Genomic DNA, 18,053 nt, shown 5'->3' with positions numbered 1-18,053 from the left:
CGTTCCCGGGCCTGCATTATGACACAGATTGCGCTTCCGTCAGCCATCCAGCGCCGGCACCAGCCCTGGTACAAGATCCTCTACGTCCAGGTGCTGATCGCGATCGCGCTCGGCGTGCTCATCGGCTATGTCTATCCCGATCTCGGCAAGGCCTTGAAACCGCTTGGCGACGGCTTCATCGCGCTGATCAAGATGATGATCGCGCCGGTGATCTTCTGCACCGTGGTGCACGGCATCTCCTCGATGGGCGATCTGAAGCGGGTGGGCCGGGTCGGGCTGAAGTCGCTGATCTATTTCGAGACGGTCTCGACCGTGGCCCTCGCGGTCGGCCTTCTGGTCGGCGAGATTCTCCAGCCCGGGCACGGCTTCAACATCGATCCCGCCACGATCGACCCGAAATCGGTGGCGACCTACGTCACCAAGGCCCACGAAGAGGGTATCGTCGCCCATCTGATGGCGATCATTCCCGACAGCTATCTGGGCGCCATTGCGCGCGGCGACCTGCTCCAGGTGCTGCTGATCTCGATCCTCTCCGGCTTCGCCATCGCCTTCCTCGGCAAGGCCGGCGAGCCCATCGCGGACGCGATCGACAAGGCGGCGAAGATGTTCTTCGGCATCATCCGCATCATCGTCCGCGTCGCGCCGATCGGCGCCTTCGGTGCCATGGCGTTCACCGTCGGCGCCTACGGCCTCGGCTCGCTGCTCAATCTCGCCGCGCTGATCGGCACGTTCTATCTGACCAGCATCCTGTTCGTAGTGATCGTGCTGGGTTCGATCGCCCGGCTCGCCGGCTTCTCGATCCTGCGCTTCATCGCCTATATCAAGGACGAGCTCCTCATCGTGCTCGGCACCTCGTCCTCCGAGACCGTGCTGCCGCAGATGATCCAGAAGATGGAGCATCTCGGCGCCTCGCGCTCCGTGGTGGGCCTCGTCATCCCCACCGGCTACAGCTTTAATCTCGACGGCACCAACATCTACATGACGCTGGCGACGCTGTTCCTGGCGCAGGCGACCAACACCCATCTCACCATCTGGCAGGAGCTCGGCATCCTCGGCATCGCCATGATCACCTCCAAGGGCGCCTCGGGCGTGACCGGCGCCGGCTTCATCACGCTGGCCGCGACGCTGTCGATCGTGCCCGATATCCCGATCCAGTCGATCGCGATCCTGGTCGGCATCGACAAGTTCATGAGCGAATGCCGCGCGCTCACCAACCTGATCGGCAATGGCGTCGCCTGCGTCGTCATCAGCATCTCCGAAGGCGAGCTCGACCGCGACGCGCTGCACGAGACCATGGCGCATCCGCTGGAGATCGGGGAAGCGCTGGAGCCGGGTGGAGGCGCAGCGTCGTAGGCCGCGCGGCCGGTGAGCAGACGACGCCTAGTTCTGATGCGGTAGTTTCCCGGAGTAGAAAATCGATGCGGCCCGCGTCACAACAATGGCGTTGGGATCACGGATTGATACTCATTTCTTTCCGCCCGACGCGCTGGGGGCAGGGCGTCGGGCTTTTGATAATGATCGCCGCATGCGATTTGGCGGCGGGTCAAATTCCCTCTCATGAATGCGCTGGCAAGATCGGGCGATCGCCCGATCTCGGTCCCGCTAATGGCGATCAGCCCTTGAGCGCGGTGACCACCACCTCGATCAGCGCACCGCCGCCGAGATCGGCCACGCCGACGGTGGCCCGGGTCGGCAGGTTGTCGCCGAAGAACTCGGTCCAGGCCGCATCCATCTCCTTCTTCTTGGAGAGATCGGTGACGAAGATCGAGGCGCTGACGACACGCGACTTGTCGGTGCCCGCCTCCTTCAGATAGCCGGCGATCTTGCCGAGGATGTTGCGCGTCTGGTCGCCCATGGAAACGCTGGTGTCGTCGGCGATGGTGCCGCCGAGAAAGACGAAGCCATTGGCCTCGACGGCCCGGTGCATGATGGGCGTGCGGATGCTGCGGGTGATGCTCATGATGTCCTCTGTTGTTAGAGCGTTGAGGGATAGAATCGGTCGATGCCGAGATCGCCGACGCGGGTCTGGGTGCCGCCGCTGACGATCAGCTCCGCCATCACGGCGCCGGCGCCGGGGCCGAGCTGGAAACCGTGCAGCGAGAAGCCGAACTGGTGGTAGAGCCCCTTGTGACGGGAGCTCGGCCCGAACACGGGAATGTCGTCCTTCATCTTCGCCTCGATGCCGGCCCAGGCGCGGACGATGGTGGCGCTGCGCATCACCGGAAACAGCTCGAACACGGTCTGCGCGCTGGTCGCGAGGCTCTTCCAGTCCAGCACCGTCTCGTTGCGATCCTGATAGGGCGTCGCCAGATGGCCGCCGCCGATCAGCACCGTGCCGTTCTTGAACTGCTTGAAGGAGAGTTTTCGCCCGCGCAGGATCACGACGGGATCGATGAAATGTGGCACGCGCGAGGTGATCATCAGCATCGGCGCCACGGTCTCGACCGGCACCGGCTCGCCGAGATCGGACGCGATCTTGCCGGCCCAGGCGCCGGCCGCGTTGACCAGCACGGGCGCGGCAAAGCTCTCCGAGCCCACATCGACGCGCCAGAGACCGTCACGGTGCCGGATGTTGCCGGCCGCCACGCCTTCGCGCACGGTGGCGCCGAGCTGCTCGGCCTTGCGGCGGAATGCCGTCGTCGTCTGCGCCGGATTGGCCGCGCCGTCGCGGCGCGAGACCACGCCGCCGGGACAGGTCTCCGCCACTGCCGGCACCAGCCGGCGCAGTTCGGCACCGTCGATCAGCTCTTCATGGGTGAAGCCGAGCGCGTTGAGCTCGGCGACGCGGGCGCGGCAGGCCGCGAGCTCGTCCTCGTTCTCGGCAACCAGCACCTGACCGTAGCTCTCGAAGCTGCAATCATCGTCGAGGAGATCCGAAATCTTCTCCCAGATCCCCATTGAGCGGATCGAGAGCGGGATTTCTGGAATGTGCCGGGCGAGCTGGCGCACACCGCCGGCATTGACGCCCGAGGCGTGACGGCCGGCATAGTCCTTTTCGATCAGCACCGGCTTCAGGCCGGCGAGACACAGATGCAGCGTGGTCGAGCACCCGTGGATGCCGCCGCCAATGACGATCACATCCACGTTTCGTGTCATCCGCGCACCACCGCCTTGACGTCGGCCTCGCTCTTCGGAACGGCGGCGAGCTCGGCGAGCGTGATCGGCTTCACCGGCGCGCGCAGCCGGTAATAGCCGATCTCCTGTGGGGTCTTGCCGCGCGCCTGCGCCATCAGCTCGGTGACCGTGAGCCCGCAGAGCCGGCCCTGGCACGGGCCCATGCCGGTGCGGCGGTAGGCCTTGAGCTGGTTCGGCCCGGTCGCACCAATCGCAACGGAATCGAGAACGTCCTTCGCGGTGACCTCTTCACAACGACAGACGATGGTGTCGCCCGAGGGAATCCGGAACTGCGGCGCCGGGCGGAATAGTGTGTCGAGGAAGACGCGGCCGCGCTCGGCCTTGGCGAGATCGGAACGGAGTGTCGCCATTGGTGCGAGCTTCGCAGCAGCCGCGGGTGCAAGCGCTTCGATAGCGGCGCGCGCGGCAATGCGACCACGCACCACGGCCGCATTCGCACCGCCGATGCCCGCGCCGTCGCCGGCGATCGCGATGCCCGCAACCGAGGAATTGCCGCTCGCGTCCAGCACCGGCGACCAGCACAATTGCAGGTCATCCCAGCGATGCTCGACGCCGGCCGACATCGCCAGATTGACATTGGGCACGACGCCCTGATGCAGCAGCAACAGATCGGCAGGAATGGTCTCGCGCTTGCTGCCCGCGACGTAGCTCACTTTCGCAAGCTGGCCGTCACCCTCCGCCGAGAGTTCGGTGACACCCGAGACGAGCTGCACCTTCGCCTTCACCTCGCGCATCATCGACAGGCCCTTGGCGAAATAGGGCGAGGTCAGGAAGGCGAAAGCGTGCGGGAGCGCCGCGAGATAATTGCCGCGTTGGGTGGTGTCGAGAATGCGGTCGATGCGGCCGCCGAGGCGCAGGATTTGCGCGGCGAGCAGCCAGAGCAGCGGGCCCTGTCCCGCGATCACCGTGCGGCCATCGGGCACCAGCGCCGAGGACTTCAACATGATCTGCGCCGCGCCCGCGGTCATCACGCCCGGCAGCGTCCAGCCGGGAATCGGGAACGGCCGCTCCAGCGCGCCGGTCGAAAGGATCACGCGCTTGGCCTTGACGAAAGCGGACGCGCCGCCGATCGATACGGCGATATCGAGATTGCGGTCGAGACTCCAGACGGTCGCACGCTGGATGATTTCCGCGCTGCCCGCGCGCAGCGACTGCACGAGATCGGCCCCGATCCAATAATCGGCGCCGAGTTGATCGCGCTCGGTGACTGGCGTCGAGGAAATCGCGCGGAACACCTGGCCACCGGGTCCGATATTCTCGTCGAGCAGCAGCGTCGACAGGCCGGCCTCGGCGGATGTCGCGGCAGCAGCGAGACCCGCCGGCCCAGCGCCGATCACCACGACGTCATAGTCTTCGCGCTTGGGAGCCACACTCATTTTCCGATCTCCCGCTTGCCCTTCTGAATTTCGATCTGCATGCCCTCGGCGACCGGCACGAGGCAGCCCTGCCGGTTGCCGACGCCGTCGATGGTGACGAGACAGTCGAAGCAGACGCCCATCATGCAGTAGGGCAGACGCGGCGCGCCGCTGACTGCAGTCGAGCGGCGTGCGTCAACGCCGGAGGCCAGCAGCGCGGCAGAGACGGTGTCGCCCTGGCGCGCCGCGACGGCGACGCCGTCGACGAAGATCTGCACCTGTGGCCGCTTGTCCTGTTCGGATCGCTTGAACATGGGGATGCCTCTTGGCTCCTTCTCAGAATCTTCAATAACCGCTGCTGTTGGCGGCACCTGCGCCACCAAAACGGCTGGCGGAGAACGCGCCGACCAGCTCCGGCTCGAGCGCGCCCTGCGCCACCATGCGCGCGATGTCGAAGGCGTGGTTGGAGGCGAGCGTCACGCCGGAATGGCAGCAAGCGACGAAGGCGCCGGGATGCGTCTCCGACTGGTCGTAGATCGGAAAACCGTCCTGCGGCATGACGCGGATGCCGGACCAGCTCCTGACCACATTGAGCCGCGCCAGATGCGGGAACATGCGCTGCGCGCGATCGGCCATCACGCCGCTGATCGAGGGCTTCAGCGTGCGATCGTCGAGCTCGTCCTCCTTGCTGTCGCCGATCATCACCGTGCCCTCGTCGGTCTGGCGGATCGTGGTCAGCGGATGCGGCAGGAACGGCACGGTGCGCTCGGTCACGACGACCTGACCGCGGGTCGGCCCCATCGGCGCAAACAGGCCGACCATCGGCGCCAGCGTCTGGTTGGCGTTGCCGGCGGCCAGCACGATCTTGGCGGCACGCAGCTCGCCCTTTGGCGTGGTCAGGCGAAATTCGCCGCCGCTCTTGCTGATCGCCGAGACCGGGCGTTCCGGAAAATAGTCGATGCCAAACGCAATGAAGCCGGTGTGAAAGGCGCGGAACGTGCGCAGCGAATTGACGTGGCCGTCGAGCGGGCAATAGCTGCCGCCGGAGACCTCGGGCCCGATCAACGGCAGCGCCTTCTTGATCTCGGACGGCCGCAGCATCTCCATCTTGTAGTCGGCCGCGCCGGCCTGGTTGTGCATGCGCTTGACGAGCTCGGTGCGCTGGCCGAATTCGTCCTCGCCGAGCGTGAGATGAAAGCCGCCATTCTGCTGCAGGGCGACGTCGAGACCCGTCTGCTGCTTCAGCTCGGAGGCCAACCGGCCCCAGGCCTGCGAGGCCTGCACGGTCCACACCGTATAGGCGGGCATGCCGAGCCCTTTGCTCTGCACCCACACCAGCGCAAAGTTCGCGCGCGAGGCGCGCTTGGTGATGTCGCCTTCGTCGAGCACGGCGATCTTCTTGCCGAGCCGGCCGAGGCCCCAGGCAATGGCGGAGCCGAGCAGTCCGCCGCCGACGACGGCGACGTCGTATTCCGTTCGCATAGATTCTCCTATCGTCCCGTATCGCCCTTGCCGGCGAGCACGCGGTCGAGCCCGTAGAAGCGGTCGAGCAGAATGAGGGCGGTCATGGTGATCGCGATCACGCAGGCCGAGACCGACGTCACCAGCGGATCGATGTTGTCCTGGATGTAGAGGAACATGCGCACCGGCAGCGTCTCGGTGCCGGGTGCGGCGAGGAAGACGGTCATGGTGAGATCGTCGAAGGACTGGATGAAGGCGAGCGCCCAGCCGCTGATGACGCCGGGCAGGATCAGCGGCAAGGTCACGCGGCGAAACAGCGTCCAGCCGCCGGCGCCGAGCGAGACCGCGGCCATTTCGACCGAGCGATCCATGCCGGTTGCAGCCGCCAAGGTCAGCCGCAGCGCGAACGGAAACACGATGATGACATGGGCGATAATGAGCGCGGCAAAGCTGCCGCCGAGGCCCGCCGAGGTGAAGAAGCGCAGGAAAGCGATGCCAAGCACGACATGCGGGATCATCAGCGGCGACAGAAACAGCGCCGCCAGCGCATCACGGCCGCGAAAGCGATAGCGCGCGATCGCCAGCGCCGCCGGCACCGCGAACACGAGCGCCACGAGCGAGGACAACGCGCCAAGGCCAAGGCTGACCCAGAACGCGTGAATGAATTCGGGATAGTTCGCGATGGTCCTGAACCAGCGCAGCGAAAAGCCGTTGGTCGGCAGCGACAGAAAACCTTCCGGCGTGAAGGCGACGAGGCAGACCACCAGGATCGGCGCCACCATGACGATGACGAAGATGGCGTGGAAGATCAGCGCCAGCGGGCCGTTCCGTCTCATCGGAACACCTCCGCATAACGGCGCTCGATCAGCGCGTTGCTGCCGACGACGATCAGCACCAGTGCGGCCAGCAGCAGCGTTGCGACGGCGGCGCCGAGCGGCCAGTTCAGCGTGTTGAGGAATTCGTCATAGGCGAGCGTCGCGGCGACCTTGAGCCGGCGGCCGCCGATGATCGCCGGTGTCGCGAAGGCGCTGGCCGAGAGCGAGAACACGATGATCGCCCCCGACAGCACGCCGGGCATGATCTGCGGCATGATGATGCGGCGGATGATGGTCGCAGGGCCCGCGCCGAGCGACATCGCGGCATTCTCGATCTGCGGGTCGAGCCGCTGCAGCGCCGCCCACACCGACAGCACCATGAACGGCATCATCACATGCGCAAGCGCGATCACCATGCCCGTCTCGGTGAACATGAAGGGAATCGGCGAGCGCATGACCCCGAGCGACATCAGCAGCTTGTTGACGAGGCCGTTGTTGCCGCCGAACAGCAGCGCCCAGCCCAGCGTGCGCGCCACCACGGAGATCAGGAGCGGCCCAAGAATGACCAGCAGGAAGAAACTCTTCCAGCGGCCGCTCATGCGGTTGAGGATGTAGGCCTCGGGCGCGCCGAGCAGGGCTGTGAGCAGCGTGGTCAGGATCGCGATGCGAAAGGTCCGCCAGAACATCTCCGCGTAATAGGGATCGGTCGCGATCTCGTGCCAGTTCTTGAGGATGAAGACCGGCTCGATGCCCTTGTACTGGCCCCAATCGTGGAACGACAGCATCACCGTCATCGCCAGCGGAATCAGCAGCACACCGACGAACAGCATCAAGGCGGGCGCGGTCAGCGCCCACGGCGCGCGTAGGCTGCGCTCTTCGGCGACCGCGCTCATGCGCCGGCCCTCGCGCGCACGCTCATGTCCTCGGGCCGCCAAGTGAGGCGAACCGCGTCGCCTTCGCCTGGCTGCGCCGTGCCGTCATTCTGGCGAATCACGATCGCCGGGCCGCATTCGCTGTCGCACTGGAACAGCCAGTGATTGCCCTGGAAGATGCGCGTGAGGATTTTTGCGCTGAGGCCGGCATCGCCGAAGCCGATTCGTTCGGGGCGCACGCTGACGGTGACGGGGCCGCCAAGCCCGGCCGGCGCCGGCGCGCGCCAGGAGCCCGCAACCAGTTGCGTCGGCGAGACGGTCCGGTCGATCGTACCGGCAAAGTCGTTGGTCTTTCCGAGGAACTGCGAGACGAAGGCCGAGGCCGGCTTCTCATATGTCTCCTGCGGCGTGCCGATCTGCTCGATCTTGCCCTGGCTCATCACCACGATGCGGTCGGACAGCGACATCGCCTCGTTCTGGTCGTGCGTGACCAGGATCGTGGTGGTGCCGATGGTGCGCTGGATCTGGCGCAGCTCGATCTGCATCTCCTCGCGCAGCTTGGCGTCGAGATTGGACAGCGGCTCGTCGAGCAGCAGCACGCTCGGCTTGATCACCAGCGCGCGGGCCAGCGCCACGCGCTGCTGCTGGCCGCCGGACATGCGGCGCGGATGGCGATCCTCATAACCGGCGAGCCCCACCATCGCGAGGGCAGCACGGACGCGCTCGGCCCTTTCAGCGCGCGGCACGCCACGCATCTCGAGGCCAAAGGCCACGTTCTCCGACGCGGTCATGTGCGGAAACAGCGCGTAGCTCTGGAACACGATGCCGAGGCCGCGCTTGGCCGGATGGATCGCGGTCAGGTCCTTGCCCTCGAGGCGGATTGCGCCGCGCGTGGGGTCGAGGAAGCCCGCGATCATCTGCAGCGTCGTGGTCTTGCCGCAGCCAGACGGGCCGAGGAAGGAGATGAACTCCCCCTTCCCCACCGACAGGCTGAAGTCGTCGACCACGGTCTGCGTGCCGAACTGCTTTGCGACCCGATCGAGCTCGAGGTAGGCCATGACGCTGTCTCCGCCGCGACCGATCAGCGTTCGACCTCGCGATTCCAGCGCTTGGTCCACTCCTCGCGCTTCTCGTTGATCACGGTCCAGTCCGGATTATAGAGCTTGGCCGCGCGCTCGCCGATCGGCGCCATCTTGCCGAGCTCGGGCGGGATCACCAGCGATTTCAGCACCGGGCCGTAGCCGTAATCCTTCAGCATCACGAGCTGGGTTTTCGGATCGAGCAGCATCTTGACGAAGCTCGCCGCGAGCGGCGAGGCGTTGGGCTTGTTGATCGGACAGGCCGTGGTCAGCAGCGTCGCTGCGCCTTCCTTGGGATAGACGAAGTCGACGGGGAAGCCGGTATTGGCGAAGCTCTGCACGCGGCCGGTACCCCACACCGCAATCACGGCCTGGCCGGACTGAAACAGCTCGGTCATCTTGCCCGGCGACGGCTCATAGGCGAGCACGTTCGGATTGATCTGCTCCTTGAAGATCTTGAAGCCGGGCTCGACATTGGTCTCGCCGCCGCCATTCATCTTCGACAGCATCACCAGCGCTTCGAGACCGTAGGTGTTGTTGATCGGCGGGATCACGAGCTGTTTTGCGTATTTCGTGTCCTTCAAATCGTTCCACGAGGTCGGCGCCGCCCAGCCTTTTTCCTTGAACACCTTGGTGTTGTACATCAGGCCGGTCGCGACGATGCCGATGGCGACCGCACGATCGTCCTTGAAGCGGGCGGTATCGTAGAGATCGGCGGGCAGGCCGTCGAGCTTGCCGCAGAAGCCGAGCTGGATCGCCTGGTACATCGGGCCGTCATCGACGATGGCGACGTCGATCTGCTGGTTGCCCTTCTGCGCTTGGAGTTTCGCCAGCGTGTCGGTCGAGTTGCCGGCGACGTATTCGACCTTGACGCCGTTCTCCTTCTCGAAGGCCGGGATCACCTCGTCGCGGATGGTCTTCTCGAACGAGCCGCCGTAGCCGGCGACGTAAAGCGTCTTTTGCTGGGCCGAGACGACCGAGGGGGCGGCAATGAGCGCTGCGATGCTGACCGCGGTCAGAAGGCGAAAAGTCTTCATGTGGACCGATCTCCATACCGGAATGAGGTGACGTGCCGACAAGTCTCCGGCCGAAGCGCCTTCCGCATTTCCTTCCGCGCAAATCCGTCCCCGACCCAGGGCTCCGGCCCCTGTTCGACGGGATTTGGCGCGATTTGGAGGTTTGAACCCCTCCGATCTGCCGAAAAAGCGGGCTGGCTCCAGCTCTGATGAAAAAGATCGCAGACCTACACTTCCATCGTCCAATGAATAATGGCACCCTCTGCATGCCGAAATGTTATGATTGGATGGTGGGATGGCACGGATCAATTCGCGGCAGGTGGAGGCCTTCCGCGCGACGATGCTGACGGGGAGCGTGACCGAGGCGGCGGCGCTGATGAAGGTGACGCAGCCGGCCGTCAGCCGGTTGCTGCGCGACCTCCAGGCCCTGCTGAAAATGGAGCTGTTCGAACGGCGCGGCACCGGTCTGGTGCCGACCGCCGCGGCGATGGCGCTCTACACCGAAGTCGAGCGCTCCTTCGTCGGTCTCGAACGCATCACCGCGGCGGCGGAAGAAATCCGCGGACGCCGCACCGGCTCGCTACGCATCGCAGCACTGCCGGCGCTGTCGAACGGCTATCTGCCGCGGCTCACCGGTCACTTCCTGAAGGAGCGGCCAAACCTCAACCTGGCCTTCTTCGGTGTCATCTCGCCGATCGTGGTCGACTGGGTGCTGAACAATCAATGCGACGTCGGCTTTGCCGAGGTGCCGATCGCGCATTCCGGTTTGCCGAGCCAAAGATTGCCAGCGCCGGCGCGCGTCGCGGTGCTGCCGACTGGTCATCGCCTCGCGGAGAAGGACGTGCTGGAGCCACGCGATTTCGAGGGCGAGACCTTCATCTCGCTGTCCGCGGGATCGTCGAGCCGGCACCTCGTCGACCAGGTCTTCCACCGCCATGATGTCCGCCGCGTGCTCAGGGTCGAGACCACGTTGTCGGAGATCATGTGCGGCATGGTGTCGTCAGGGCTTGGCGTCGCGATCTGCGATCCCTTCACGGCGCAGGAATTTGCAACGCGCGGCGTCGTCGCGCGCCGCTTCCTGCCCCGCATCGACTTCGAATTCTCCGCGGTCTTTCCGGCGCAGCGCAGCGCCTCGCCGATGGCGCTGGATTTCGTCGAGACCGTGCGCAAGGCGCTCGCGGAATTCGACGATCTGCCGGAGGCCGCGATCAGCCGTTGAACGCGGCCTGCGCCTCCGGCAGGTCCCAGATCTTGCCGATCGCGGCGGTGCCGGCCGCAACGATCGCGGCTTCATCGGCGCCGAGATAGCGTCCCTCATCGACCAGCACGCGACCGTCGACCATGACCTGATCGATATTGGCGCGGTTGGCGAGTGCGATCAGCGCGCGGCGCGGGTCGAACAGCGGCTGCAGATGCGGATGGGTGAGATCGACGACGGTGAGATCGGCGGTCGCGCCCGGCTCGATGCGGCCGAGATCGGGCCGCTTGATGACGTCGGCGGCGACCGTCGTGTTCGCCTCGATCAGCTCGGGTGAGTTCGCCACATCAGGGCGTGCCGAGGTGATCTTGGAGATCAGCGATGCCGCATTGAGCTCGCCGAGCAGGTCCATGTTGTAGCCGTCGGTGCCGACCACGGTGCGCACGCCGTGCTCGGCGAACCGGCTGAAGGCCGCGGTGACGCCGGCGCGCGCGAACACGCGCGGGCAGTTCAAGACGGTCATGCCGCGCGCGGCCATGAGCCTGAGATCATCGTCGCTGCTGAACATGCAGTGCGCTGCCATCAGGTCAGGCGCGAGCAGGCCGAGCCAGTCCAGATATTCTGCCGGAGTGCGGCCGCCATAGCGCTTGCCGATGGTCTCGACCTCGGCGCGGCTCTGCGCCATGTGCGTGGTGATGGGAACGCCGAGCTCGCGCGCCCGCGTGGCGCAGGCCTTCAAGAGGTCGGGGCCGCAGGTGTCGGTGGCATGCGGGCTCATGGCGAGTGAGATGCGGCCATCACCGCGATTGTTCCAGCGCTGGTAGAGCGCATCCCACGTCGCCATGTCGGCGGCGCCGTCATCGCCGGAATAGTGCACGACGCCGTCGGGGCCGGCCTTGGCGTCCGACGTCGAGAACAGATAGGGCGCGCCGTAGAAGCGGATGCCCATCTCCTCGGCGGCATCGAACATCTCCGGGATCGAATTGCGGAACGGCTCCATCACCGTGGTGGCGCCGCCCTTGAGCAGCTGGAGGATGCCGAGCCGCGCGACCGCCAGCCGCTCCTCCGCCGACAGGATCTCAGCGCCGCGCTTGGTCAGCGGCAACAGCACCGTGTAGACGATGCTCTGGTTGTTCTTGCGGCCGTTGCCGTCCTCGCTGTGGCTGCGCGCCACTGCCTCGCTGAAGCAGTGATTGTGCAGGTTGAGCAGGCCCGGCAGCACGAAGCGGCCGGGACGATCATAGACCACGTCCGCGCGGGGTCTGTCGCGCGTGATCGCGGCGATCTTCTTGCCTTCGACCAGCACCCAGTGGTCGCGCAGCACATCCTGCGCGCCGTCTTTGCGTGACAGCACATAGCTGCCGAAGATGGCTGTGGTGCTCATGCGGGGCGCACGTTCCAGAACACGGCGGTGCCGTCGAGAATGCCGGTGATGGCCTTGCGATAGGCGGTCGGCTGCTTGTAGAGGCCAATCGGAATATAGGGGATTTCCTCGAACGCGACCGCCTGAATCTGACGGCAGATGCGCTGCTGTTCGGCGAGTTGGGAGGCCGCCAGCCACTGGCTGCGCAACTCGCCCATCTTCGCGCTCGCATACCAGCCGGCGACCTTGCCTTCGCCGCGGATGTTGGTGTTGCCGGCCGGGTTGAGCCAGTCGATGCCCTGCCAATTGCCGACCGCCGCGCTCCAGCCGCCCTGCCCGATCGGGTCCTTTTTCAGCTGGCGCTGCAGCACCACGGCGAAGTCGAGGCCGGCATATTCGACGTTCATGCCGGCCTTGCGCAACGAGTCCACCGCGATCTCGCCGAGCGGCTTTTGCGCCAGGGAGTTGGTCGGGACCAGCAGCACGATCTTCTCGCCGTTATAGCCGGCGGCCTTGAGGTCGGCCTTGACCTTGTCGTAGTTGCGCGGCCCGCGGAACACGTCGAGGCCAACCTCGTTCGCCATCGGCGTGCCCGGTGCGAAATAGCCGATCGGCGAGACCTGGAACGCCGGATCGGTGCCGGCGACCGCGGTCATGAACGCAGACTGGTCGATCGCCCCCAGGAGTGCGCGGCGGATGGCCGGATTGTCGAACGGCGGCTGCAAATGATTGAGCCGTAGCATGCAGGCGTAGCCTCTGGGATCGAGGACGCGCGTCTCGATGTCGCCGGCGGCCTTGATCACCGGCAAGAGATCATGCGGCGTGGTCTCCTGCCAATCCTGCTCGCCGGTCTGGAGCGCGGCGACGCCGGTGCCGGCATCGGGCGTCGTGGTCCAGACCACGCGGTCGTAGTGCACGATCTTTGGCCCGGCGGTCCAATCCGGCTTGCCATCGGTGCGCGGCTGATAGCGCTCGAACTTGGCGTAGGCGTTGCGGGCGCCCTGCACGCGCTCGTCGGCGAGATAGCGGAACGGGCCGCTGCCGATCACCTCGGTGAGCGGCTTGAACGGATCCTGGCTCGCCAGCCGCTCCGGCATCATGAAGCAGGCGTTGATGGCGGCCTTGCCGAGCGCCTGCGGCAGCAGCGGGAACGGACGCTTCAGACGGAAGCGGACGGTGCGGTCGTCGGCAGCCGTGAGCTCGGCGGTCGCCTCCATCAGCTCGCCACCAAAGCCGTCGCGTGCGGCCCAGCGACGGATGCTGGCGACGCAGTCGCGGGCCAGCACGCGCTCGCCGTCGTGCCAGAACAGACCATCACGAAGCGTGAGATCCCACTGCAGCAGGTCGCCCGAGATGACGTGGCCCGACAGCATCTGCGGCGAGACCTGGAGCGAGGCGCTCATGCCGTAGAGCGTGTCGTAGACCATGAAGCCGTGGTTTCGCGACACCTGCGCGGTCGAATAGATCGGATCGACGAAGGCGAGATCGATCACAGGGACGAAGCGCAGCGTGGACTGGGATTCAGCGCGGACGATGCCCGGCAGCGACAGCGCCGGCAGCGCCGCACCAGCCTTGAGGAGCGAACGGCGGGAGATGGACATTATCGGTTACCGGCTTCGTGACGCAGGAAGTTTTTCGCGATGTTCTCGCCGGTGGTGATCCAGACATCCGGGCACGACTTCGCATAGGTCAGGAACTCGCGCAGCAGACGCAGCCGCATCGGGCGGCCGCTGCATTGCGGATGCAGCACGGTCGTCACCATCGCGCCCCAGTCGCGGACCTCATCCAGCTCGTCCTTCCATAGCGAGAGCACGTGCTCCTTGGGGAAGATCGAGCGCGGGCTGAAACGCGCGGACAGGCCGTGCATCCAGTCGTCATAGCTGGCGGTGACCGGCAGCTCGATCGTGCCGGGCTTGCCGTCGGCGAGGCGATGGCGGTAGGGCCTGACGTCGTCGCGGAACGAGGACGTGTAGACGATGCCGTGACGCACCAGCGCGACACGCAGCTCCTCGGTGAACTCGCCGTAGGGCGCGCGATAACCTGATGGCTTGACGCCGAGCCGGCGCTTCAGCGCCTCGAAACCACGCTCCAGCTCCTCCTCGATCCAGGGATCGCCGGGGTCGGGCAGCAGATGGTGATAGCCGTGATGGCCGATCTCGTGACCGGCCTTCAGGATAGACTCCGCCATCGCCGGATGCGCGTCGACCGACCACCCCGTGACGAAGAACGTCGCCTTGAGATCGAGCTGGTCGAGCAGCTCCAAGAGCTTCGGCGTGCCGACGCGCGCCTCATAACCGCCATAGCTCATGGTGATCAGCCGCTGCGCATGCAACGCGTCCTTGCTGGTCCAGGCGCTCTCGGCGTCCACGTCGAACGACAGGAACATCGCGGAATTGTACGGCTTCGGCCAGGGATAGTCGGGCGCGGGATCCGCGGTGTTGGCCGGAACGAGCGGAATGCTCTGGAGTGCCTTACTGTCCAGCATTGATGGTCGCCTTCTCGATTGCGTTGTCGCTCAATTTCCACTTGGCCAGCAGCGTCTTGTAGGTGCCGTCCGCGATCAGCGCGTCGACCGCCTCCAGCATGGCCTGCTGCAAAGCCTTCTCCTTCACCGGCAGGGCAATGCCGGTGAATTGCTGCGCGATGGGCTCGCCCACGGTCGCATAGGTGTTGGGCTCGAGCTCCATGATGTAGGGCAGCGTCTCGTTGCCTTGGGCGGCGGCATCGATGCGGCCCTGCCGCAGTTGCGTCCGCGCGTCGGCCGAGCCGTCGGTTCCGACGAACTGGATCGGAGTGCTGCCGCAATTCTTCTCGCTCCAGGCCGCGATCTGGGCCGGGAACATGGTGCGGCGGCTGGCGCCGACCTTCTTGCCGCACAGCGACGTCGCCTCCTTGAATTCCGCCTTGCGTGACGCCTGCACGAAGAACTGCGGACCGCTGCGCAAATAGTCGACGAAGGTCGCGACCTCGTGCCGGCTCGCATAATCGGTGAAGCCGGACAGGATGGCGTCCACCCGCCCGGTCGAAATCGACGGCATGAATTCGGCAAAGCTGGTCTCGGTCCATTCGATCTTGAGGCCGAGCTTGCGGCCGATGGCCTCGCCGAGATCGACGTCGAAGCCGGAGAGCGCGTTGGTGGCGGGATCGCGGAACTCCATCGGCGGATAGTTCGGCACGATCGCCACCTTGATGCTGCCGCGCTTTGCGATGTCCGGCGGCAATTCAGCCGCCATTGCCGACGCGCTCATAGCGCCCAGGAACGCCGCCGCAAGCAAAAGTCTCTTCATCACCATACCCCCAATGTCAGATCACTGCCGAAAGAAATGCCTTGGTGCGCTCCTCGCGCGGCGCGCCCAACACGTCGGAGGCGCGGCCCTCCTCGACGATCGCGCCCTGATCCATGTAGACGACGCGGTCGGCGACCTCGCGGGCGAAGCCGAGCTCGTGCGTCACCACCATCATGGTCATGCCGCTTCGCGCCAGCTCCTTCATCACCGCGAGCACCTCGCCGACGAGTTCGGGATCGAGCGCGCTGGTCGGCTCGTCGAACAGCATCAGCATCGGCTTCATGGCGAGCGCCCGCGCAATCGCGACGCGCTGTTGCTGGCCGCCGGAGAGCTGCGCAGGATAGGAATCCGCCTTGGCCGCCAGCCCGACGCGACGAAGCAACTCGAGCGCTTCAGTGCGCACCTCGTCAGCTTTACGCCCCTGAACCTGGGTCGGACCTTCCGTGATGTTTTCCAGCGCGGTCTTGTGCGGAAACAGGTTGAAGCGCTGGAACACCATGCCGGTCTTCAGCCGCTGCCGCCCGATCTCGCGCTCGCTGAGGCGATGGAGCTTGCCGCCGTGCTCGCGCACCCCGAGCAGCTCGCCGTCGAGCCAGATGCCGCCGGCATCGATCGTGGCGAGCTGGTTGATGCAGCGGAGCAGCGTCGTCTTGCCGGAGCCGGAGGCGCCGATCAGGCACATCACCTCGCCGGACCAGACGTCGAGCGAGACGTTGTTGAGAGCCTGAAACTCTCCAAAGTTCTTGGCGACAGAGCGGATCGCGACGAGGGGTTTTGTCATCGCGCCAGCCGCAATGTGCCGCGCGCAAAGCGGCGTTCGAGCAACATCTGGAGCGGGGTCAGGATCGAGACCACGAGCAGGTACCAGAGCCCGGCGACGATCAGGAGCTCGATCACGCGCGAGTTGGCGTAGTAGATGTTCTCGGCATTGTGCAGCAGCTCCGGATACTGGATCACGCTGGCGAGCGAGGTCGCCTTCACCATGCTGATGAACTCGTTGCCGAGCGGCGGGATCACCACGCGCATCGCCTGCGGCAGCACGATCCGGCGCAGCGCCCGCAGCCGTCCCATGCCGATGGCCTGCGCCGCCTCATACTGCCCGATATCGACCGACAGCATGCCGGCGCGCATCACTTCGGAGGTGTAGGCGCCCTGGTTGATGCCGAGCCCGAGCAGCGCGGCGAGGAACGGCGTCATGACGTCGACGGCGCGCGCGGACCACAGGCCGGGAATGCCGATGGTCGGAAACACCAGCGCGAGGTTGAACCACAGCAGCAATTGCAGGATCAGCGGCGTGCCGCGAAACAGCCAGGTGTAGCCGGCGGCGACCGACTTCAGCACCGGATTGGGCGACAGCCGCATGATCGCGACGACGACGCCGAGGAAGATGCCGAGCATCATCGCCAAAACCGCCATCACCATGGTGTTGACGATGCCTTCGAGGATGACCTTTGCGGTCAGGAAGCGGCTGACATAGGACCATTCGATCTGGCCGTTCGCAAAGGCGCGCGCGATCGCCGCCAGCACGAGGAGGATCAGGGCCGCGCTGATCCAGCGAAACCAGTGCGGCTCGCGCGCGATCCGCATGCCCGACAGGTCGGGAAAGCCTTGCGCGAGTGCCGACGCCGGCTTCATTGCGGCGCCGCGTTCAGCATGGGCTGGGCGACTGCATTGCTCCCCAAGCCCCATTTGTCGAGAATGGCCTTGTACGAGCCGTCGGCGATCATCGCCGCGAGCTTCTCCGTCACCACCTCGCGCAAGGCCGCATCGTCCTTGCGGAACATGATGCCCTGATAACCCCTGGCGAAGGGCTCGCCGACCACGCGGTATTTGCCGGGCTCCTGCGTCTGGGCGTAAGGCAGCGTCTCGCTGCCCTGCACGGCGGCATCAATGCGGCCCTGCTTCAGCTGGTTGCGGACGTCGATCGAATTCTCGCCGGGAACGTACTGGATCGCGGGCTTGCCGGCCGGCTCGCAATTCTGCTTGCTCCATTTCTCGATCTCGACCGGGAAGCTGGTGCTGCGGGTGGTGCCGACCTTCTTGCCGCAGAGATCGGTGGCGTCCTTGGCCGCGCTCTCCGCCATCACGAAGAACTGCGGGCCGGTCGCGAGGTAATCGACGAAGTCGGCGGTCTCGCGCCGCGAGGCGCGATCCGAGATGCCGGAGATGATGAAGTCGGCCCGCCTGGTCTGGAGCGACGGGATCAGCTCGGCGAACGGTGTCTCGCTCCAGACGATCTTGAGGCCGCCGAGGCGCTTGGCGAGCTCGTTCGCCAGATCGATGTCGAGCCCGACCAGTTCGTTGCTGGCGGGATCGCGATATTCCATCGGCGCGTAGGTGGAGTTGACCGTGAGCTTCAGCGTGCCGGCCTGCTTGATCTCCGCCGGCAGCTCGGCTGCTCGCGCCGACGTCACGGCAGCCAACGCTGCGAAGGCAAGCAAATGCGAGAGGCGTGTCATGTCAGCTCCTGTG

The 18,053-nt window shown here is 65.8% G+C and carries 18 protein-coding genes; 2 read left to right on the top strand and 16 right to left on the bottom strand.

Annotated elements, in window-relative coordinates; all coding sequences use genetic code 11:
- The first annotated feature begins 18 nt into the window (after nucleotides 1–18).
- The gene (locus BDOA9_RS11405; RefSeq protein WP_025034069.1) at nucleotides 19–1,353 is read left to right on the top strand and encodes a dicarboxylate/amino acid:cation symporter; all 1,335 of its coding nucleotides are present in this window, start codon (nucleotides 19–21) and stop codon (nucleotides 1,351–1,353) included.
- 259 nt (nucleotides 1,354–1,612) lie between these two features.
- Here BDOA9_RS11405 and BDOA9_RS11400 read toward each other — a convergent pair whose 3' ends face one another.
- The 9 genes from BDOA9_RS11400 to BDOA9_RS11360 are packed head-to-tail and all read right to left on the bottom strand — an operon-like array spanning nucleotide 1,613 to nucleotide 9,754.
- Nucleotides 1,613–1,960, bottom strand: coding sequence for a RidA family protein (locus tag BDOA9_RS11400; protein ID WP_025034068.1), 348 nt, complete (start codon nucleotides 1,958–1,960; stop codon nucleotides 1,613–1,615).
- Nucleotides 1,961–1,974: 14 nt separating this feature from the next.
- A complete protein-coding gene (locus tag BDOA9_RS11395; RefSeq protein WP_025034067.1) occupies nucleotides 1,975–3,096 on the bottom strand; it encodes an NAD(P)/FAD-dependent oxidoreductase in 1,122 nt (373 codons plus the stop codon).
- Nucleotides 3,093–4,511, bottom strand: a complete 1,419-nt coding sequence (locus BDOA9_RS11390) for an FAD/NAD(P)-dependent oxidoreductase (RefSeq protein WP_025034066.1) — start codon at nucleotides 4,509–4,511, stop codon at nucleotides 3,093–3,095. The genes BDOA9_RS11395 and BDOA9_RS11390 overlap by 4 nt, the downstream gene beginning before the upstream one ends.
- Complete coding sequence (locus tag BDOA9_RS11385) at nucleotides 4,508–4,804, bottom strand: (2Fe-2S)-binding protein (RefSeq protein WP_025034065.1); 297 nt, start codon at nucleotides 4,802–4,804, stop codon at nucleotides 4,508–4,510. The genes BDOA9_RS11390 and BDOA9_RS11385 overlap by 4 nt, the downstream gene beginning before the upstream one ends.
- Nucleotides 4,805–4,835: 31 nt before the next feature.
- Nucleotides 4,836–5,972 (bottom strand): NAD(P)/FAD-dependent oxidoreductase, encoded by a 1,137-nt coding sequence (locus BDOA9_RS11380; protein ID WP_025034064.1) that lies wholly within the window; start codon nucleotides 5,970–5,972, stop codon nucleotides 4,836–4,838.
- Nucleotides 5,973–5,980: 8 nt separating this feature from the next.
- The gene (locus BDOA9_RS11375) at nucleotides 5,981–6,787 is read right to left on the bottom strand and encodes an ABC transporter permease (protein ID WP_025034063.1); all 807 of its coding nucleotides are present in this window, start codon (nucleotides 6,785–6,787) and stop codon (nucleotides 5,981–5,983) included.
- Nucleotides 6,784–7,659 (bottom strand): ABC transporter permease, encoded by an 876-nt coding sequence (locus BDOA9_RS11370; RefSeq protein WP_025034062.1) that lies wholly within the window; start codon nucleotides 7,657–7,659, stop codon nucleotides 6,784–6,786. Before BDOA9_RS11370 ends, BDOA9_RS11375 begins: the two co-directional genes overlap by 4 nt.
- Complete coding sequence (locus BDOA9_RS11365; RefSeq protein ID WP_025034061.1) at nucleotides 7,656–8,696, bottom strand: ABC transporter ATP-binding protein; 1,041 nt, start codon at nucleotides 8,694–8,696, stop codon at nucleotides 7,656–7,658. The genes BDOA9_RS11370 and BDOA9_RS11365 overlap by 4 nt, the downstream gene beginning before the upstream one ends.
- A 23-nt stretch (nucleotides 8,697–8,719) precedes the next feature.
- Nucleotides 8,720–9,754: an ABC transporter substrate-binding protein gene (locus BDOA9_RS11360; protein ID WP_025034060.1), complete on the bottom strand. Its 1,035-nt coding sequence runs from the start codon at nucleotides 9,752–9,754 to the stop codon at nucleotides 8,720–8,722.
- Nucleotides 9,755–10,028: 274 nt separating this feature from the next.
- Here BDOA9_RS11360 and BDOA9_RS11355 point away from each other — a divergent pair, with 274 nt between their 5' ends.
- Entirely contained in the window at nucleotides 10,029–10,952 is a 924-nt protein-coding gene (locus BDOA9_RS11355) for a LysR substrate-binding domain-containing protein (RefSeq protein WP_025034059.1), read from the top strand.
- Here the strand turns inward: BDOA9_RS11355 and BDOA9_RS11350 are convergent.
- Genes BDOA9_RS11350 through BDOA9_RS11320 form a run of 7 tightly spaced genes read right to left on the bottom strand, consistent with a single transcriptional unit; the run spans nucleotide 10,942 to nucleotide 18,040 of the window.
- On the bottom strand, nucleotides 10,942–12,315 hold the full coding sequence (locus BDOA9_RS11350) for an amidohydrolase family protein (protein ID WP_025034058.1): 1,374 nt from the start codon (nucleotides 12,313–12,315) through the stop codon (nucleotides 10,942–10,944). The genes BDOA9_RS11355 and BDOA9_RS11350 overlap by 11 nt on opposite strands.
- On the bottom strand, nucleotides 12,312–13,895 hold the full coding sequence (locus tag BDOA9_RS11345) for an ABC transporter substrate-binding protein (RefSeq protein ID WP_025034057.1): 1,584 nt from the start codon (nucleotides 13,893–13,895) through the stop codon (nucleotides 12,312–12,314). The genes BDOA9_RS11350 and BDOA9_RS11345 overlap by 4 nt, the downstream gene beginning before the upstream one ends.
- Nucleotides 13,895–14,779 (bottom strand): polysaccharide deacetylase family protein, encoded by an 885-nt coding sequence (locus BDOA9_RS11340; protein WP_025034056.1) that lies wholly within the window; start codon nucleotides 14,777–14,779, stop codon nucleotides 13,895–13,897. The genes BDOA9_RS11345 and BDOA9_RS11340 overlap by 1 nt, the downstream gene beginning before the upstream one ends.
- On the bottom strand, nucleotides 14,766–15,581 hold the full coding sequence (locus BDOA9_RS11335; RefSeq protein ID WP_025034055.1) for an ABC transporter substrate-binding protein: 816 nt from the start codon (nucleotides 15,579–15,581) through the stop codon (nucleotides 14,766–14,768). Before BDOA9_RS11335 ends, BDOA9_RS11340 begins: the two co-directional genes overlap by 14 nt.
- Before the next feature lie 16 nt (nucleotides 15,582–15,597).
- A complete protein-coding gene (locus tag BDOA9_RS11330; RefSeq protein WP_025034054.1) occupies nucleotides 15,598–16,362 on the bottom strand; it encodes an amino acid ABC transporter ATP-binding protein in 765 nt (254 codons plus the stop codon).
- On the bottom strand, nucleotides 16,359–17,216 hold the full coding sequence (locus tag BDOA9_RS11325; RefSeq protein ID WP_025034053.1) for an amino acid ABC transporter permease: 858 nt from the start codon (nucleotides 17,214–17,216) through the stop codon (nucleotides 16,359–16,361). Before BDOA9_RS11325 ends, BDOA9_RS11330 begins: the two co-directional genes overlap by 4 nt.
- Complete coding sequence (locus tag BDOA9_RS11320; protein ID WP_025034052.1) at nucleotides 17,213–18,040, bottom strand: ABC transporter substrate-binding protein; 828 nt, start codon at nucleotides 18,038–18,040, stop codon at nucleotides 17,213–17,215. Before BDOA9_RS11320 ends, BDOA9_RS11325 begins: the two co-directional genes overlap by 4 nt.
- Nucleotides 18,041–18,053 lie beyond the last annotated feature (13 nt).

This window comes from Bradyrhizobium sp. DOA9 (assembly GCF_000617845.2).
Taxonomy (GTDB): Bacteria; Pseudomonadota; Alphaproteobacteria; order Rhizobiales; family Xanthobacteraceae; genus Bradyrhizobium.
This window is presented reverse-complemented; position numbering and strand designations above follow the sequence as displayed.

What these genes read in the sequence shown, in the direction of transcription:
- BDOA9_RS11405 (WP_025034069.1), top strand. Translation starts at nt 19, where the DNA reads ATGACACAGATTGCGCTTCCGTCAGCCATCCAGCGCCGGCACCAGCCC.
- BDOA9_RS11400 (WP_025034068.1), bottom strand. Translation starts at nt 1,960, where the DNA reads ATGAGCATCACCCGCAGCATCCGCACGCCCATCATGCACCGGGCCGTC.
- BDOA9_RS11395 (WP_025034067.1), bottom strand. Translation starts at nt 3,096, where the DNA reads ATGACACGAAACGTGGATGTGATCGTCATTGGCGGCGGCATCCACGGG.
- BDOA9_RS11390 (WP_025034066.1), bottom strand. Translation starts at nt 4,511, where the DNA reads ATGAGTGTGGCTCCCAAGCGCGAAGACTATGACGTCGTGGTGATCGGC.
- BDOA9_RS11385 (WP_025034065.1), bottom strand. Translation starts at nt 4,804, where the DNA reads ATGTTCAAGCGATCCGAACAGGACAAGCGGCCACAGGTGCAGATCTTC.
- BDOA9_RS11380 (WP_025034064.1), bottom strand. Translation starts at nt 5,972, where the DNA reads ATGCGAACGGAATACGACGTCGCCGTCGTCGGCGGCGGACTGCTCGGC.
- BDOA9_RS11375 (WP_025034063.1), bottom strand. Translation starts at nt 6,787, where the DNA reads ATGAGACGGAACGGCCCGCTGGCGCTGATCTTCCACGCCATCTTCGTC.
- BDOA9_RS11370 (WP_025034062.1), bottom strand. Translation starts at nt 7,659, where the DNA reads ATGAGCGCGGTCGCCGAAGAGCGCAGCCTACGCGCGCCGTGGGCGCTG.
- BDOA9_RS11365 (WP_025034061.1), bottom strand. Translation starts at nt 8,696, where the DNA reads ATGGCCTACCTCGAGCTCGATCGGGTCGCAAAGCAGTTCGGCACGCAG.
- BDOA9_RS11360 (WP_025034060.1), bottom strand. Translation starts at nt 9,754, where the DNA reads ATGAAGACTTTTCGCCTTCTGACCGCGGTCAGCATCGCAGCGCTCATT.
- BDOA9_RS11355 (WP_025034059.1), top strand. Translation starts at nt 10,029, where the DNA reads ATGGCACGGATCAATTCGCGGCAGGTGGAGGCCTTCCGCGCGACGATG.
- BDOA9_RS11350 (WP_025034058.1), bottom strand. Translation starts at nt 12,315, where the DNA reads ATGAGCACCACAGCCATCTTCGGCAGCTATGTGCTGTCACGCAAAGAC.
- BDOA9_RS11345 (WP_025034057.1), bottom strand. Translation starts at nt 13,895, where the DNA reads ATGTCCATCTCCCGCCGTTCGCTCCTCAAGGCTGGTGCGGCGCTGCCG.
- BDOA9_RS11340 (WP_025034056.1), bottom strand. Translation starts at nt 14,779, where the DNA reads ATGCTGGACAGTAAGGCACTCCAGAGCATTCCGCTCGTTCCGGCCAAC.
- BDOA9_RS11335 (WP_025034055.1), bottom strand. Translation starts at nt 15,581, where the DNA reads ATGAAGAGACTTTTGCTTGCGGCGGCGTTCCTGGGCGCTATGAGCGCG.
- BDOA9_RS11330 (WP_025034054.1), bottom strand. Translation starts at nt 16,362, where the DNA reads ATGACAAAACCCCTCGTCGCGATCCGCTCTGTCGCCAAGAACTTTGGA.
- BDOA9_RS11325 (WP_025034053.1), bottom strand. Translation starts at nt 17,216, where the DNA reads ATGAAGCCGGCGTCGGCACTCGCGCAAGGCTTTCCCGACCTGTCGGGC.
- BDOA9_RS11320 (WP_025034052.1), bottom strand. Translation starts at nt 18,040, where the DNA reads ATGACACGCCTCTCGCATTTGCTTGCCTTCGCAGCGTTGGCTGCCGTG.